The organism is Arenibacterium halophilum (assembly GCF_005938225.1).
GTDB classification, from domain to species: domain Bacteria; phylum Pseudomonadota; class Alphaproteobacteria; order Rhodobacterales; family Rhodobacteraceae; genus Arenibacterium; species Arenibacterium halophilum.
On sequence record NZ_VCPC01000001.1, the window covers coordinates 1,392,698 to 1,406,427 of the forward strand.

Annotated in this window: 8 protein-coding genes; 5 read left to right on the top strand and 3 right to left on the bottom strand. The window is 63.6% G+C overall.

Going from position 1 to position 13,730, the window contains the following annotated elements; translation table 11 throughout:
* The first annotated feature begins 95 nt into the window (after positions 1-95).
* On the top strand, positions 96-2,906 hold the full coding sequence (gene polA, locus FGK64_RS06785; RefSeq protein WP_138862992.1) for a DNA polymerase I: 2,811 nt from the start codon (positions 96-98) through the stop codon (positions 2,904-2,906).
* Positions 2,907-2,912: 6 nt separating this feature from the next.
* Here the strand turns inward: polA and metH are convergent, their stop codons facing one another.
* The 3 genes from metH to FGK64_RS06800 all read right to left on the bottom strand — a co-directional run bounded on the left by metH (position 2,913) and on the right by FGK64_RS06800 (position 8,106).
* Complete coding sequence (gene metH, locus FGK64_RS06790) at positions 2,913-5,627, bottom strand: methionine synthase (protein ID WP_138862993.1); 2,715 nt, start codon at positions 5,625-5,627, stop codon at positions 2,913-2,915.
* Positions 5,620-6,678: a homocysteine S-methyltransferase family protein gene (locus FGK64_RS06795; RefSeq protein WP_138862994.1), complete on the bottom strand. Its 1,059-nt coding sequence runs from the start codon at positions 6,676-6,678 to the stop codon at positions 5,620-5,622. Before FGK64_RS06795 ends, metH begins: the two co-directional genes overlap by 8 nt.
* A 108-nt stretch (positions 6,679-6,786) precedes the next feature.
* Entirely contained in the window at positions 6,787-8,106 is a 1,320-nt protein-coding gene (locus tag FGK64_RS06800) for an aspartate aminotransferase family protein (protein WP_138862995.1), read from the bottom strand.
* Between the two features lie 234 nt (positions 8,107-8,340).
* Here FGK64_RS06800 and FGK64_RS06805 point away from each other — a divergent pair, with 234 nt between their 5' ends.
* From FGK64_RS06805 to FGK64_RS06820, 4 genes are all read left to right on the top strand, one after another.
* Positions 8,341-9,303, top strand: a complete 963-nt coding sequence (locus FGK64_RS06805; protein ID WP_138862996.1) for a TAXI family TRAP transporter solute-binding subunit — start codon at positions 8,341-8,343, stop codon at positions 9,301-9,303.
* Positions 9,304-9,413: 110 nt separating this feature from the next.
* The gene (locus tag FGK64_RS06810) at positions 9,414-12,176 is read left to right on the top strand and encodes a TRAP transporter permease (protein ID WP_138862997.1); all 2,763 of its coding nucleotides are present in this window, start codon (positions 9,414-9,416) and stop codon (positions 12,174-12,176) included.
* Between the two features lie 11 nt (positions 12,177-12,187).
* On the top strand, positions 12,188-12,610 hold the full coding sequence (locus tag FGK64_RS06815; RefSeq protein ID WP_138862998.1) for a universal stress protein: 423 nt from the start codon (positions 12,188-12,190) through the stop codon (positions 12,608-12,610).
* A gap of 90 nt (positions 12,611-12,700) precedes the next feature.
* Complete coding sequence (locus FGK64_RS06820; protein ID WP_138862999.1) at positions 12,701-13,669, top strand: carbon-nitrogen hydrolase family protein; 969 nt, start codon at positions 12,701-12,703, stop codon at positions 13,667-13,669.
* Positions 13,670-13,730 lie beyond the last annotated feature (61 nt).

The window sequence follows — 13,730 nt, forward strand, 5'->3', positions numbered from 1 at the left end:
CGTCCCAAGATCCCCGCCAAAGATCCCCGATTGCCCATGCCGCCGCGATGCGGGATAACCCCGTGGACGCGTGGAACAGGGCAAAGGGGCGGATCATGGGCAAGACGACATTCGGCAAGGGCTGCCACCTGCACCTGATCGACGGGTCGGCCTTTATCTTCCGGGCCTACCACGCGCTGCCGCCGCTGACGCGGAAATCCGACGGGCTGCCGATTGGCGCGGTGTCGGGGTTCTGCAACATGCTGCAACGCTATGTCGAAGACAGCACCGGCGACGATGCGCCGACCCATGTGGCGGTGATCTTCGACAAGGGCAGCCACACCTTCCGCAACGACATGTACGACCAGTACAAGGCCAACCGCGAGGCCATGCCCGAGGATCTGCGCCCGCAGATCCCGCTGACGCGGCAGGCCACGCTGGCCTTCAACATCGCCTGCGAAGAGATGGAAGGCTATGAGGCCGACGACATCATCGCCACCCTGTCCTGTCAGGCGCGCGAGGCCGGGGGCCGCGTGACGATCATCAGTTCCGACAAGGACCTGATGCAGCTGGTCGGCGACGGGGTCGAGATGCTGGACGCGATGAAGAACAAGCGCATCGACCGCGAGGGCGTGTTCGAGAAATTCGGCGTCTACCCCGATCGCGTCGTGGACGTGCAGGCGCTGGCGGGCGATTCCGTCGATAACGTGCCGGGCGCGCCGGGCATCGGGATCAAGACGGCGGCTTTGCTCATCAACGAATACGGCTCGCTCGAAGACCTGCTGGAGCGCGCCGATGAGATCAAGCAGCCCAAGCGGCGGCAAACGCTGATCGACCACCGCGACCAGATCGAGCTGTCGAAAAAGCTGGTGCAGCTGGATTGCGACACGCCTCTGACCTTCACGCTCGACGACCTGGAGGTGAAGGAACCCGACCCCGACAAGCTGATGCCGTTCCTGGCCGAGATGGAATTCCGCACCCTGACCAAGCGGATCGCCGACAAGCTGGGCGTCGAGGCGCCGGTGGTGGCCGATGCCCCCGCCCCTGCCGCCGAAAGCCCGGAACAAGCCGCCGATGCGCCCGATTTCGCCAAGGCAAACTACGAATGCATCCGGGATGCGAAGGCGCTGCAAGGCTGGATCGAACGGATCCGCGAGGTTGGGCATGTCGCTGTCGACACCGAAACCACCGGGCTGAACGAGATGACCGCCGATCTGGTGGGCATTTCGCTCTGTGTCGATGCCGGCCACGCCTGTTACATCCCGCTGACCCACAAGGATGGCAACGCAGACGATCTGTTCGGGTCCGACACGCTGCTTGAGGGGCAGATGCCCCTGCAAGAGGCGCTGGACCTGCTGAAACCCGTGCTGGAAGACGAAAGCGTTCTGAAGATCGGGCAGAACATGAAATACGACGCCAAGATTTTCGCGCGCAACGGCGTGCAGGTGGCGCCAGTCGATGACACGATGCTGATGTCCTATGCGCTGCACGGCGGGCTGCACAATCACGGCATGGACGCGCTGAGCGAGCGGTATCTGGGCCATACGCCGATCCCGATCAAACCGCTGCTGGGGTCGGGCAAGTCGGCGATCACCTTCGACCGCGTGCCGATCGACGATGCCGTGCCCTATGCCGCCGAAGATGCCGACATCACGCTGCGCCTGTGGCAGATGTTCAAGCCGCGCCTGCACGCGGCGCAGGTCACGACCGTTTACGAAACGATGGAACGGCCGATGATCCCGGTGCTGGCGCGGATGGAAATGCAGGGCATCAAGGTGGATCGCGACACGCTTAGCCGCATGTCGAACGCGTTTTCCCAGAAGATGGCCGCGCTGGAGGATGAAATCCACACGCTGGCGGGCGAGAGCTTCAACGTCGGCTCGCCCAAGCAGCTGGGCGAAATCCTGTTCGACAAGATGAACATGCCCGGCGGCAAGAAGGGCAAGACAGGCGCCTATGCCACGGGGGTCGATGTGCTCGAGGATCTGGCGACCGAACACGAATTGCCCGCGCGGGTGCTGGACTGGCGGCAGGTGTCAAAGCTGAAATCGACCTATACCGACGCCTTGCAGACCCATATCAACGACGAAACCGGCCGGGTGCATACGTCTTATTCCATCGCCGGGGCCAGCACCGGGCGGCTGGCCTCGACCGATCCGAACCTGCAAAACATCCCCGTGCGCACCGAGGAAGGCCGCCGCATCCGCGAGGCCTTTGTCGCCGAGAAGGGCAATGTTCTGGTCAGCCTCGACTATTCCCAGATCGAGCTGCGCATCCTGGCCCATGTGGCCGACATTCCCGAGCTGAAACAGGCCTTTGCCGATGGCGTGGACATTCATGCGCTGACCGCATCAGAGATGTTCGACGTGCCGCTGGAGGATATGACGCCCGATATTCGCCGGCAGGCCAAGGCGATCAACTTTGGCGTGATCTATGGCATTTCGGGCTTTGGTCTGGCGCGGAACCTGCGCATCCCAAGGGCCGAGGCGCAGGGGTTCATCGACCGCTATTTCGAACGTTTCCCGGGCATCCGCACCTATATGGATGACACAGTCGCCTTTGCGAAGGAACACGGCCACGTCCAAACCCTGTTCGGCCGGGTGATCCACACGCCCGAGATCAACGCCAAGGGGCCGCACGCCGGGTTCGCCAAGCGCGCGGCGATCAACGCGCCGATCCAGGGCACCGCCGCCGATGTGATCCGCCGTGCGATGGTGCGGATGCCCGCCGCGCTGGCCGACAGCCCGGCGCGGATGCTGTTGCAGGTGCACGACGAATTGCTGTTCGAAGTGCCCGAGGATGGCGCCGACGCGCTGATCGACACCGCGCGCGGGGTGATGGAAAACGCCGCCGATCCGGCGGTGCAACTGTCGGTGTCTCTGTCCGTCGATGCCGGGCGCGGCGCCAATTGGGCCGAGGCGCACTAAAGCGCCTCAGGCCGCTGTGGCCGAGGTATCCGAAGGGCGATAGTTCAGCAGGGGCGCCAGCCAACGTTCGGCCTCTGCCATTTCCATCCCCTTGCGCGCCGCGTAATCGGCCACCTGGTCGCGTTCCACCTTGGCCACGCCGAAATAATACGCCTCTGGGTGCCCGATGTAGAGCCCCGACACGGACGAGCCCGGCCACATCGCCATGCTTTCGGTCAGGGTGACTCCGGTGGTGTCTTCGGCGCGCAGCAGGCGGAACAGGGTCTGTTTCTCGGTATGGTCGGGCTGTGCCGGGTATCCGGGCGCGGGGCGGATGCCGCGATAGGGTTCGCCGATCAGGTCCTCGGGGGTAAAGGTTTCGTCCCCGGCATAGCCCCAGAACTCGCGGCGCACGCGCTGGTGCAGCATCTCGGCCATGGCCTCGGCCACGCGGTCGGCCAGCGCCTTGACCATGATGGCGGAATAATCGTCGCCCGCCTTTTCGAACTTTTCGGCAATCGCCACTTCTTCCGGGCCCGCCGTCACCACGAAGCCGCCGACGTAATCCGACACGCCATCGGGCGCCACGAAATCGGCCAGCGCAAGGTTCGGGCTGTCGCGACGTTTTGAATGCTGCTGGCGCAGAGTGCGCAGCGTATCCAGCACCGTGCCGCGCGTGTCGTCCGTGAACAGGCGAATGTCGTCTCCATCACGGTTCGCGGGCCAGAACCCGACCACCGCGCGCGGGGCGAACCATTGCTCGCCTATGATGCGTTGCAGCATCGCCTGCGCATCTGCAAACAGGTTGCGCGCGGCCTCGCCGTATTTTTCATCCTCCAGAATACGCGGGTAGACGCCTTTGAGCTCCCACGTCTGGAAGAACGGCGTCCAGTCGATGTAACGCGCGATCTCGGCCAAATCCCAGTCTTCCACCGCCTGCGCGCCCAGCGCCTTGGGCGCGGGCACGTTATAGCCCGACCAGTCGATCTGCATCGCGTTGGCACGGGCGTCGGCCAGCGGCAGGCGCTGTTTCGCGCGCTCGGCGCGTTCGTGGCGTTCTGCCACCTCGTCATATTCGGCGCGGATCGCCTCTATATAGCCCTGCCGCTGCGTCGCGCTCAGCAGTGATGACACCACCCCGACCGCGCGGCTGGCATCGTTGACGTGAATCGCCTGATTGCGGGTATAGCCCGGGGCGATTTTCACCGCCGTGTGCACCTTGGAGGTCGTCGCCCCGCCGATCAGCAGCGGCACGTCGAAATCGCCGCGCTGCAACTCTGCCGCCAGATGCACCATCTCATCCAGCGAGGGCGTGATCAGACCCGACAGGCCGATCACATCCACCTTGTGCTTCTTCGCCTCTTCCAGAATTTTCTGCGGCGGCACCATCACGCCCAGATCGATGATCTCGTAGTTGTTGCAGGCCAGAACGACGCCGACGATGTTCTTGCCGATGTCATGCACATCGCCCTTGACCGTCGCCATCAGGATCCGCCCCGCGCTGTCGCGGCCGCCGGATTTTTCGGCCTCCATATAGGGCAGCAGAACGGCCACCGCCTGTTTCATCACGCGTGCCGATTTCACCACCTGCGGCAGGAACATCTTACCCGCGCCGAACAGGTCGCCCACCACGTTCATCCCTGCCATCAGCGGGCCTTCGATCACGTCCAGCGGCTTGTCGGCCGCCAGCCGCGCGGCTTCGGTGTCTTCGTCGACGAATTCGGTGATCCCGTTGACCAGCGCGTGCTCCAGCCGCTTTTCGACGGGCCAGTCGCGCCAGGCCAGATCGCGGACCTTGGCCTCGCGCTTGTCGCCGCGAAAGCGTTCGGCGATCTCCAGCAGGTTCTCGGTCGCGTTGCCGCCGTTGGCGGGGGCGCGGTTCAGCACCACGTCTTCGCAGGCCTCGCGCAACGCTTCGTCGATCTGGTCATAGACCGCCAGCTGCCCGGCGTTGACGATGCCCATGTCCATCCCCGCCTTGATCGCGTGATAGAGGAACACGGCGTGCATCGCCTCGCGCACGGGCTCATTCCCACGGAACGAGAACGACAGGTTCGAAACCCCGCCCGAGACATGGGCATGGGGCAGGTTTTCGCGAATCCAGCGCGTGGCCTCGATGAAATCGACGCCATAGTTGTCGTGCTCTTCAATCCCAGTCGCCACGGCAAAGACGTTGGGGTCAAAGATGATGTCCTCGGGCGGGAAACCGACCTGTTCGGTCAGAACCTTGTAGGCGCGGGCGCAAATTTCCGTCTTGCGTTGCAGGGTATCCGCCTGCCCCTGTTCGTCGAATGCCATCACCACCACGGCCGCGCCATATGCGAGGCACAGGCTGGCATGATGAACAAACGCCTCTTCGCCTTCTTTCAGCGAGATGGAATTGACCACCGGCTTGCCCTGCACGCATTGCAGCCCGGCCTCGATCACCTCCCATTTGGAACTGTCGATCATGATCGGAACGCGGGCGATGTCGGGTTCGGCAGCGATCAGGTTCAGAAAGTCGATCATCGCCTGTTTCGAATCGATCAGACCTTCGTCCATGTTCACGTCGATGATCTGGGCGCCGTTTTCCACCTGATCGCGCGCCACATCCAGCGCGGCGGTGTAATCGCGGTTGGTGATCAGCTTGCGGAACCGGGCAGAGCCAGTGACATTCGTCCGCTCGCCCACGTTCACGAAGGGAATGTCTGAGGTCAGCGTAAAGGGTTCCAGCCCCGACAGGCGCAACAGCGGCTTAGACATTTGCTGTCTCCTTGATGCGGCGCGGCGCGTGGCCTGCGACATGCTCGGCAATCGCGCGGATATGGTCGGGCGTGGTGCCACAGCAGCCCCCGGCGATGTTGATCAGACCGTCGCGGGCAAAAACCTCGACCAGCTTAGCGGTTTGCTCGGGCGTTTCGTCGTATGCGCCAAAGGCATTGGGCAGCCCGGCATTGGGATAGGCGCAGATCAGCGTCTCTGCGACGCCCGACAGTTCCGCCAGATGCGGACGCATGGCATCGGCGCCCAGCGCACAGTTCAGACCCACGGTAAAGGGCCGCGCATGGCGCACCGAATGCCAGAAGGCCGTGGGCGTCTGCCCCGACAGCGTGCGCCCCGAGGCATCGGTGATGGTGCCCGAAATCATCAGCGGCAGCCGTTTGCCCGCCTTGGCGAAGCTTTCAAAGGCGGCAAAGATCGCGGCCTTGGCGTTCAGCGTGTCGAAAATCGTCTCGATCAGGATCAAGTCGGATCCGCCTGCGATCAGCCCGTCAATCTGCTGGCCATAGGCGACGCGCAGGTCGTCGAATGTGACGGCGCGATAGCCCGGATCGTTCACATCGGGGCTGATCGAGGCGGTGCGGTTCGTCGGCCCCACGGCCCCGGCCACAAAGCGCGGCTTGCCATCCTGCGCGGTTGCGCGATCCGCCGCGCGGCGGGCCACCTGCGCGCCCGCGACGTTCAGATCATGCACCGCGCCTTCCAGCCCGTAATCGGCCTGCGCGATGGTGGTCGAGGAAAACGTATTGGTTTCAAGGATGTCGGCCCCGGCCAGAGCGAATTCCAGCTGGATATCCTCGACCGCCTGCGGCTGGGTCAGTACCAGCAGATCGTTGTTGCCCTTCTGCGGATGGTCCGAGGTATGACGGCACCCCGGCCCATGGATATGGCCATTCGCGGTAAAATCCTCTTCGCTCATGTTCAGCGTCTGGATCATCGTGCCCATGGCGCCGTCCAGAATCAGGATCCTGTCGCGCGCGGCCTGTCGGATCGCGGCGAAACTGTCAGCGTGCGGAAGCGAAAACTGGTGCATGGCATACCCTTTGGTTCAGCGCACCACATAGGGGGCCACTAACCAAGTATCCAATTCATCTTTCGCGGCATGAATATGAGTTTGCCGCATAATCCTGCGATCCGCGGGTCAAATCACCTGCGAAATCGCGCGGGTCAGCTTGTCCGTCAGTTCGTCCAATTCGCTGTCCGAGATGATGAAGGGCGGCGCCAGCAGGATGTGATCGCCCTGCCGCCCGTCGATGGTGCCCGACATCGGGTAACAAATCAGCCCCTCGGCAAAGGCCGCCTTCTTTATCTTCGCCGCAACGCCCTTGGCCGGGTCGAAGGGCGCCTTGGTCGCACGGTCCTGCACCAGCTCGACCCCACGGAACAGCCCGCGCCCGCGAATGTCGCCCACATGCGGATGCTGGCCCAGCCGGTCGTGCAGCCGTTCGGCCAGCGCCGCGCCCTGTGTCTGAACCCTTGCAACCAGATCGCGGTCAAGGATCGACTGCACCACCGCCAGACCTGCGGCCGCAGCGGTGGGGTGGCCGATATAGGTGTGCCCGTGCTGAAAGAACCCCGATCCGGCGGCAATCGTGTCGTAGATCGCGGCGCTGCACAGCATCGCGCCAATCGGCTGATACCCGGCGCCCAAGCCCTTGGCGATGCACAGGATATCCGGCGCAATCCCGTCTTGCTCACAGGCGAACAGGCTGCCGGTGCGGCCCATCCCGCACATCACCTCGTCGAGGATCAGCAGCACGCCGTATTTGTCGCAAATCTCTCGGATGCGTTTGAAATAGCCCGGCGCGGGGGCCAGCGCCCCGGCGGTCGCGCCCACGACAGGTTCGGCCATGAAGGCCATCACCGTATCCGGGCCAAGCCGCAGGATTTCATCCTCCAGCGCCTGCGCCGCACGCAGGCCGTAAGCCTCGGGCGTTTCGCCGTCTTCGCGCAGGCGATAGTCGTAGCAGGGCGCGATATGGCTGACATCCAGCAGCAGCGGCCCGAATTGCTGCCGCCGCCATTCGTTGCCGCCCGCCGACAGAGCACCGATGGTGTTGCCGTGATAGCTTTGCTTCCGGGCGATCAGCTTGGACCGGCCCGGTTCGCCCTTTTCGACCCAATACTGGCGCGCGAGCTTGATCGCGGCCTCGGTCGCCTCGGACCCGCCCGACACAAGGTAAACCCGGTCCAGATCGCCAGGGGCGTGGTCGATCAGAAGATCGGCCAGCGCCTCGGCCGGTTCCGACGTGAGGAATCCGGTGTGGGCAAAGGCCAGCTTGTCCAGCTGCGCCTTGATCGCATCGGTCACCGTCTGGTCACTGTGGCCAAGGCAGGACACGGCCGCCCCGCCCGACCCGTCGAGATACCGCTTGCCGGTGGAATCGATCAGGTAGACCCCATCGCCCGCAACAGCGACCGGCGGGTTGGAATGGCAATGGCGGGGAAAGATATGCGACATGGATCGGCCTCCGGACCGTCGGACATGCAAGACGCCCCCACCCTAGCGCAGCCCAGTGCGACCGCAACACCTGTTATGGAATGGGCAAATTCAAGTGGGCAATGGAACCGATTGCGCCAAAGGTTGCGCGCTATAATGTCGCTGTGTAACCTAAACTTGCTAAATCTCTAAGGTTTTGCCCTCAGAGTATCTCGCCCTAAATGGGTGAATTGCAATCAAACAAGGGAGTTTACGATGCGGACCTTCAGAATCACCGCGCTCGCGGCCGTTGCCGCGCTGAGCGCTCAGGTGGCAACCGCTCAGGAAAAATTCATTACCATCGGCACCGGCGGCCAGACCGGCGTGTACTTTGTCGTCGGCCAGTCGATCTGCCGTCTGGTGAACCGCGGCACCGCCGAACACAACCTGAAATGCACCGCGCCGTCGACCGGCGGCTCGATCGCCAACATCAACGCGATCAAGGCAGGTGACATGGACATGGGCGTGGCCCAGTCGGACTGGCAGTTCCACGCCTACAATGGCTCGTCGCAATTCGAAGGCCAGAAGTTCGACAAGCTGCGCGCCGTATTCTCGGTGCATGGCGAACCCTTCACCGTTGTGGCACGCGCCGATTCCGGCGTGGCATCGTTTGACGACCTGTTCGGCAAGCGCGTGAACGTGGGCAACCCCGGTTCCGGCCAGCGCGCGACGATGGACGTTGTTTTGAATGCGATGGGCAAGTCCGACAGCGATTTCGCCCTGGCGTCCGAGCTGAAGCCGGCAGAACAGTCGGCCGCACTTGGCGACAACAAGGTTGACGCGATCATCTACACCGTGGGCCACCCCAACGGCTCGATCCAGGAAGCGACGTCGACCGTGGATGCCAAGCTGGTGAACGTGACCGGTGAAGCCATCGACAAGCTGGTTGCCGACAACCCCTACTACGCCAAGGCCACAATTCCGGGCGGTCTGTACAAGGGTAACGACGAAGACACCGAAACCTTTGGTGTGAAAGCCACCTTCGTGACCTCGTCGGATGTGGATGACGACGTTGTCTATACCGTGGTCAAGGCCGTGTTCGACAACTTCGACCGTTTCAAGGGCCTGCACCCGGCCTTTGCCAACCTGAAGGAAGAAGACATGATCTCGGGCGGGCTCAGCGCGCCGCTGCACCCCGGTGCCGAGAAATACTACAAGGAACGCGGCTGGATCCAGTAATCCGCCCCGCGATACCACGGCTGACTCCGCCACGGCGGGGTCAGCTTGGGCGGAAAACCGGACCATAACCGGACACGCCCTTAAAAACATATAACAACAGGGAATTCGCCATGAGTGACGACAAGCAGTTCGAATCCGCTGCCGTGGAAAACGCCGCAGCCGGAAAGGCGGGGCTAAGTCAGGAGGAACTGGACGAACTGGTTGCCTCGTCCGACACCGGCGGACGATCCCCGGGGCCCGCTGTTGCCAAGCTGCTTGTCGTTGTTGCGCTGGCGTGGTCGCTGTTCCAGCTCTGGATCGCGTCGCCGCTGCCCTTCATGATCGGCTGGGGTGTGTTCAACGACACCGAGGCCCGCTCGATCCATCTGGCCTTTGCCCTGTTTCTTGCCTTTGCCGCCTATCCAGCAGCCCGCACGCCAGCCCAATTGGGCCTGGCGCTGATCGTTCCGATCGTCCTGTCGGCGCTGTTCATGTATGGCGCCAAGGAAGGCGTGCCCGTCTGGTGGGTGCCCATCGTCGGGCTTGGCGTGATCGCCGCCGTCCTGCTTGGCTCGCCCAAGAACTGGGTGCCGCCATGGGAATGGGCGCTGGCCATCCTGGGCGCGCTCTCGGCGCTGTATCTTTACATCTTCTATAGCCAGATCGCGACCCGCGTGGGCGCGCCGATCCTGCAGGACTATGTGGTCGCCGTCATCGGTATCCTGATCCTGCTCGAGGCCACGCGCCGCGCGTTGGGCCCTGCGCTGATGATCGTGGCGAGCGTTTTCCTTGTGTACACCTTCCTTGGGCCGATGATGCCTTCGATCATCGCGCATAAGGGCAACAACCTGTCCGAAGTGGTGAACCACCAGTGGATCACGACCGAAGGCGTGTTCGGCATCGCGCTTGGGGTGTCCACGTCCTTCGTGTTCCTCTTCGTGCTGTTCGGTTCGCTGCTGGATAAGGCGGGCGCGGGCAACTATTTCATCCAAGTGGCGTTTTCGCTGATGGGCCACATGCGCGGCGGTCCGGCCAAGGCGGCTGTCGTGTCCTCGGCCATGACCGGCCTGATCTCGGGCTCGTCAATTGCCAACGTGGTGACCACCGGCACCTTCACCATTCCGCTGATGAAGCGCGTCGGCTTTTCCTCGGAAAAGGCGGGCGCGGTCGAGGTGGCCTCCTCGGTCAACGGGCAGATCATGCCGCCGGTGATGGGCGCCGCCGCCTTCCTGATGGTGGAATATGTCGGCATCCCCTATTTCGACGTGGTGAAACACGCCTTTGTGCCTGCGGTGATTTCCTACATCGCGCTGGTCTACATCGTGCACCTTGAGGCGATGAAAGCCGGGATGGAGGGGCTGCCCCGCGTGGTCGAGCCCAAGCCCTGGGTGGCATGGCTGATCAGCATGGCCTTCACAATTGCCGTGATCTGCGCGCTGTCCTTTGCGGTGTATTTCGGCATGGGCTGGATCCGGCCTGCCTTTGGCGCCTCTGCCGGCTATGTGGTGTTCGCGCTGCTGGTCGCCGTCTACGTCGGACTGCTGTACATCGCCTCGCGCGAGGCGCCGCTGAAGATGGAAGACCCGAACGCGCCGGTGACGAAACTGCCGCTGCCGGGTCCGACGATCCGCGCCGGTCTGCACTTCCTGCTGCCTGTGGTGGTTCTGGTCTGGGCGCTGATGGTGGACCGCCTGTCGCCCGGCCTCTCGGCCTTCTGGGCGGCGGCCTTCATGGTGTTCATCCTTGTCACGCAGCGCCCGCTGATGGCGATGATGCGCGGAGAGGGCAACATGGGCGGCGCCGTGACCGGCGGGTTCATCGACCTGCTCGAGGGCCTGGTGGCCGGGGCGCGCAACATGATCGGCATCGGCATCGCCACGGCGACCGCCGGGATCATCGTGGGCGCGGTCAGCCAGACGGGCGTCGGCTCGGCCCTGGCGGACGTGGTCGAGGTGCTGTCGGGCGGCAACATCATGGCCATCCTCGTGCTGACGGCGATCCTGTCGCTGATCCTTGGCATGGGCCTGCCGACCACGGCCAACTATATCGTGGTCTCGGCGCTGCTGGCGCCTGTGATCGTGACGCTGGGCCAGCAGAACGGGCTGATCGTGCCGCTGATCGCGGTGCACCTGTTCGTGTTCTACTTCGGCATCATGGCCGACGTGACGCCTCCGGTCGGGCTTGCCTCTTTCGCGGCGGCGGCCGTATCGGGGGGCGATCCGATCCGCACGGGTGTGGTGGCCTTCTTCTACAGCCTGCGCACCGCCGCGCTGCCGTTCCTGTTCATCTTCAACACCGATCTGTTGCTGATCAACGTGGGATGGGGGCAAGGCATATTCGTGTTCATAACGGCGACCATCGCGATGCTGCTGTTCGCCGCGGCAACACAGGGCTGGTTCCTGGCGCGCAATCGCGCCTATGAAACCGTCGCGCTGCTGCTGATCGCCTTCACCTTCTTCCGTCCCGGGTTCTGGATGGACATGGTGGCCCCCCCGTTCGACGATATGGCCCCGTCGCAAATCGAACAGGCGGCGATGGAAACCCCCGTGGGCGACAAGCTGCGGCTGCGGGTCAGCGGGCTGAATGCGGTGGGCGATCCGGTCACCTTTACAGCGCTGCTGCCGGTGGGCGAAGGCGAAACCGGAAACGACAGGCTGATCGCCTCGGGGCTGGAATACATCACCAACGGCGACGACGTGATGATCGACAACGTGACCTTTGGCAGCCCCGCCGCCGAAGCCGGGCTTGACTGGGATCAGAAAATCGAACTGGTGCGCAAGCCGGCGTCGCAGCCGTCGAAGTACCTGATGTTCATCCCCGCGCTGGTCCTGCTGGCGCTGGTCGTCATGCTGCAACGGGGCCGCGCACCGCGCAGCCGCGAAGCCACTGCATAAGGAGTATCGAGATGTTCGAGAAAGTTCTGCTGCCGATCGACCTGACCCATACCGAAAGCTGGGATACCGCCCTGCCGGCGGCGCTGAAATGCGTCGGCGACAGGGGCGAGTTGCACCTCTTGGCCATTGTCCAAGAGGTTGGCTCGCCCATGGTCGAATCCTTCCTGCCCGAAGGCTATGAAAAGGCCGCCATCGAAAAGACGGAACATGCGCTGCGCGATTTCGCCAACACCCATTGCGCGGGGCAAGCCGTGTCTGTCCACGTCGGCCACGGGCAGATCGCGGAAACGGTGATTTCCACGGCGGAAAAGATCGGCGCCTCGCTGATCGTCATGGCCTCGCACCCCCCGAACGAACTGCGCAGCGTGCTGATCGGGTCGCATGCGGGGCGGGTTGTGCGGCATTCTCCGATTTCCGTGCTGGTGGCGCGGTAGACAAAAGCGTAAGCTGTGGTCCGGCCCATGGCCCAAGACCAATAACCGATTAACCGGGAGGGTCAGATAACACTTGGAGTACCCATACCAATGACCCCGTTTGCCATTGCAGGCATCCAGATGCACGTCGGCGCGCTGCATTCCAACGTCGAGGCGATGCGCCACCGGATCGAGATTCTGATGGCGCGCTTCCCGTGGACGCAGATGGTGCTGTTTTCCGAGCTTGCGCCCTATGGCCCGCTTGACCAGTTCGCCCAGCCCTTCCCGAATGACGCCATCGCGCAGTTCCAGGAAGACGCACGCCGCTTCGGGCTGTGGATCATCCCCGGCTCGATGTTCGAAAAAACCGAAGATGGCCGCATCTTCAACACCTCGGTGGTGATCAACCCCCAGGGCGAGATCGTCGCAAAGTATTCCAAGATGTTCCCGTTCAAGCCCTACGAACAGGGCATCGCCTCGGGCACCGAATTCTGTGTCTTCGACGTGCCCGACGTGGGCCGGTTCGGCCTGTCGATCTGTTATGACATCTGGTTCCCCGAAACCACGCGCCAGCTGACCAGCCAGGGGGTCGAGGTGCTGTTGCATCCGGTGCTGACCGGCACCACCGACCGCGACGCGGAAATCGCCATCGCGCGCGCCACGGCGGCGCAGTTCCAGTGCTATGTGTTCGACGTGAACGGCCTTGGCGCCGGGGGTGTCGGGCGCTCGCTGGTGGTGGATCCCTCCGCGACGGTGCTGCACCAGTCCGCCGGTCAGGAAGACATGTTCCCGATCGAGATCGATCTGGCCATGGTCCGCCGCCAGCGCGAAACCGGCATGAAGGGTCTGGGCCAGGTGCTCAAAAGCTTCCGTGACCGGGCCGCCGAATTCCCCGTCTATGACCGCGCCAGCGGAACGGATGCCTATCTTCACACGTTGGGTCCTCTTGAGACCCCAACCAAGGGCTCGCGCGCAGGTGTCAGCGTGGCTGACCCGCGCACCGCGCTGGCGCATTCCGAACCGGCGCCGGATGACGCAACGATGATAACCCCGCTCAAGGGGAGAACCGGAACCAGCTGACGCCGGTCGCCACGCCCGACCGACGGCACAAAAGCCGGGGCACCCAGCCCCGAGGGAGGGA

Excerpts from the sequence above, each read along its gene's own strand:
- polA (WP_138862992.1), top strand. The coding sequence starts at position 96 with ATGGGCAAGACGACATTCGGCAAGGGCTGCCACCTGCACCTGATCGAC.
- metH (WP_138862993.1), bottom strand. The coding sequence starts at position 5,627 with ATGTCTAAGCCGCTGTTGCGCCTGTCGGGGCTGGAACCCTTTACGCTG.
- FGK64_RS06795 (WP_138862994.1), bottom strand. The coding sequence starts at position 6,678 with ATGCACCAGTTTTCGCTTCCGCACGCTGACAGTTTCGCCGCGATCCGA.
- FGK64_RS06800 (WP_138862995.1), bottom strand. The coding sequence starts at position 8,106 with ATGTCGCATATCTTTCCCCGCCATTGCCATTCCAACCCGCCGGTCGCT.
- FGK64_RS06805 (WP_138862996.1), top strand. The coding sequence starts at position 8,341 with ATGCGGACCTTCAGAATCACCGCGCTCGCGGCCGTTGCCGCGCTGAGC.
- FGK64_RS06810 (WP_138862997.1), top strand. The coding sequence starts at position 9,414 with ATGAGTGACGACAAGCAGTTCGAATCCGCTGCCGTGGAAAACGCCGCA.
- FGK64_RS06815 (WP_138862998.1), top strand. The coding sequence starts at position 12,188 with ATGTTCGAGAAAGTTCTGCTGCCGATCGACCTGACCCATACCGAAAGC.
- FGK64_RS06820 (WP_138862999.1), top strand. The coding sequence starts at position 12,701 with ATGACCCCGTTTGCCATTGCAGGCATCCAGATGCACGTCGGCGCGCTG.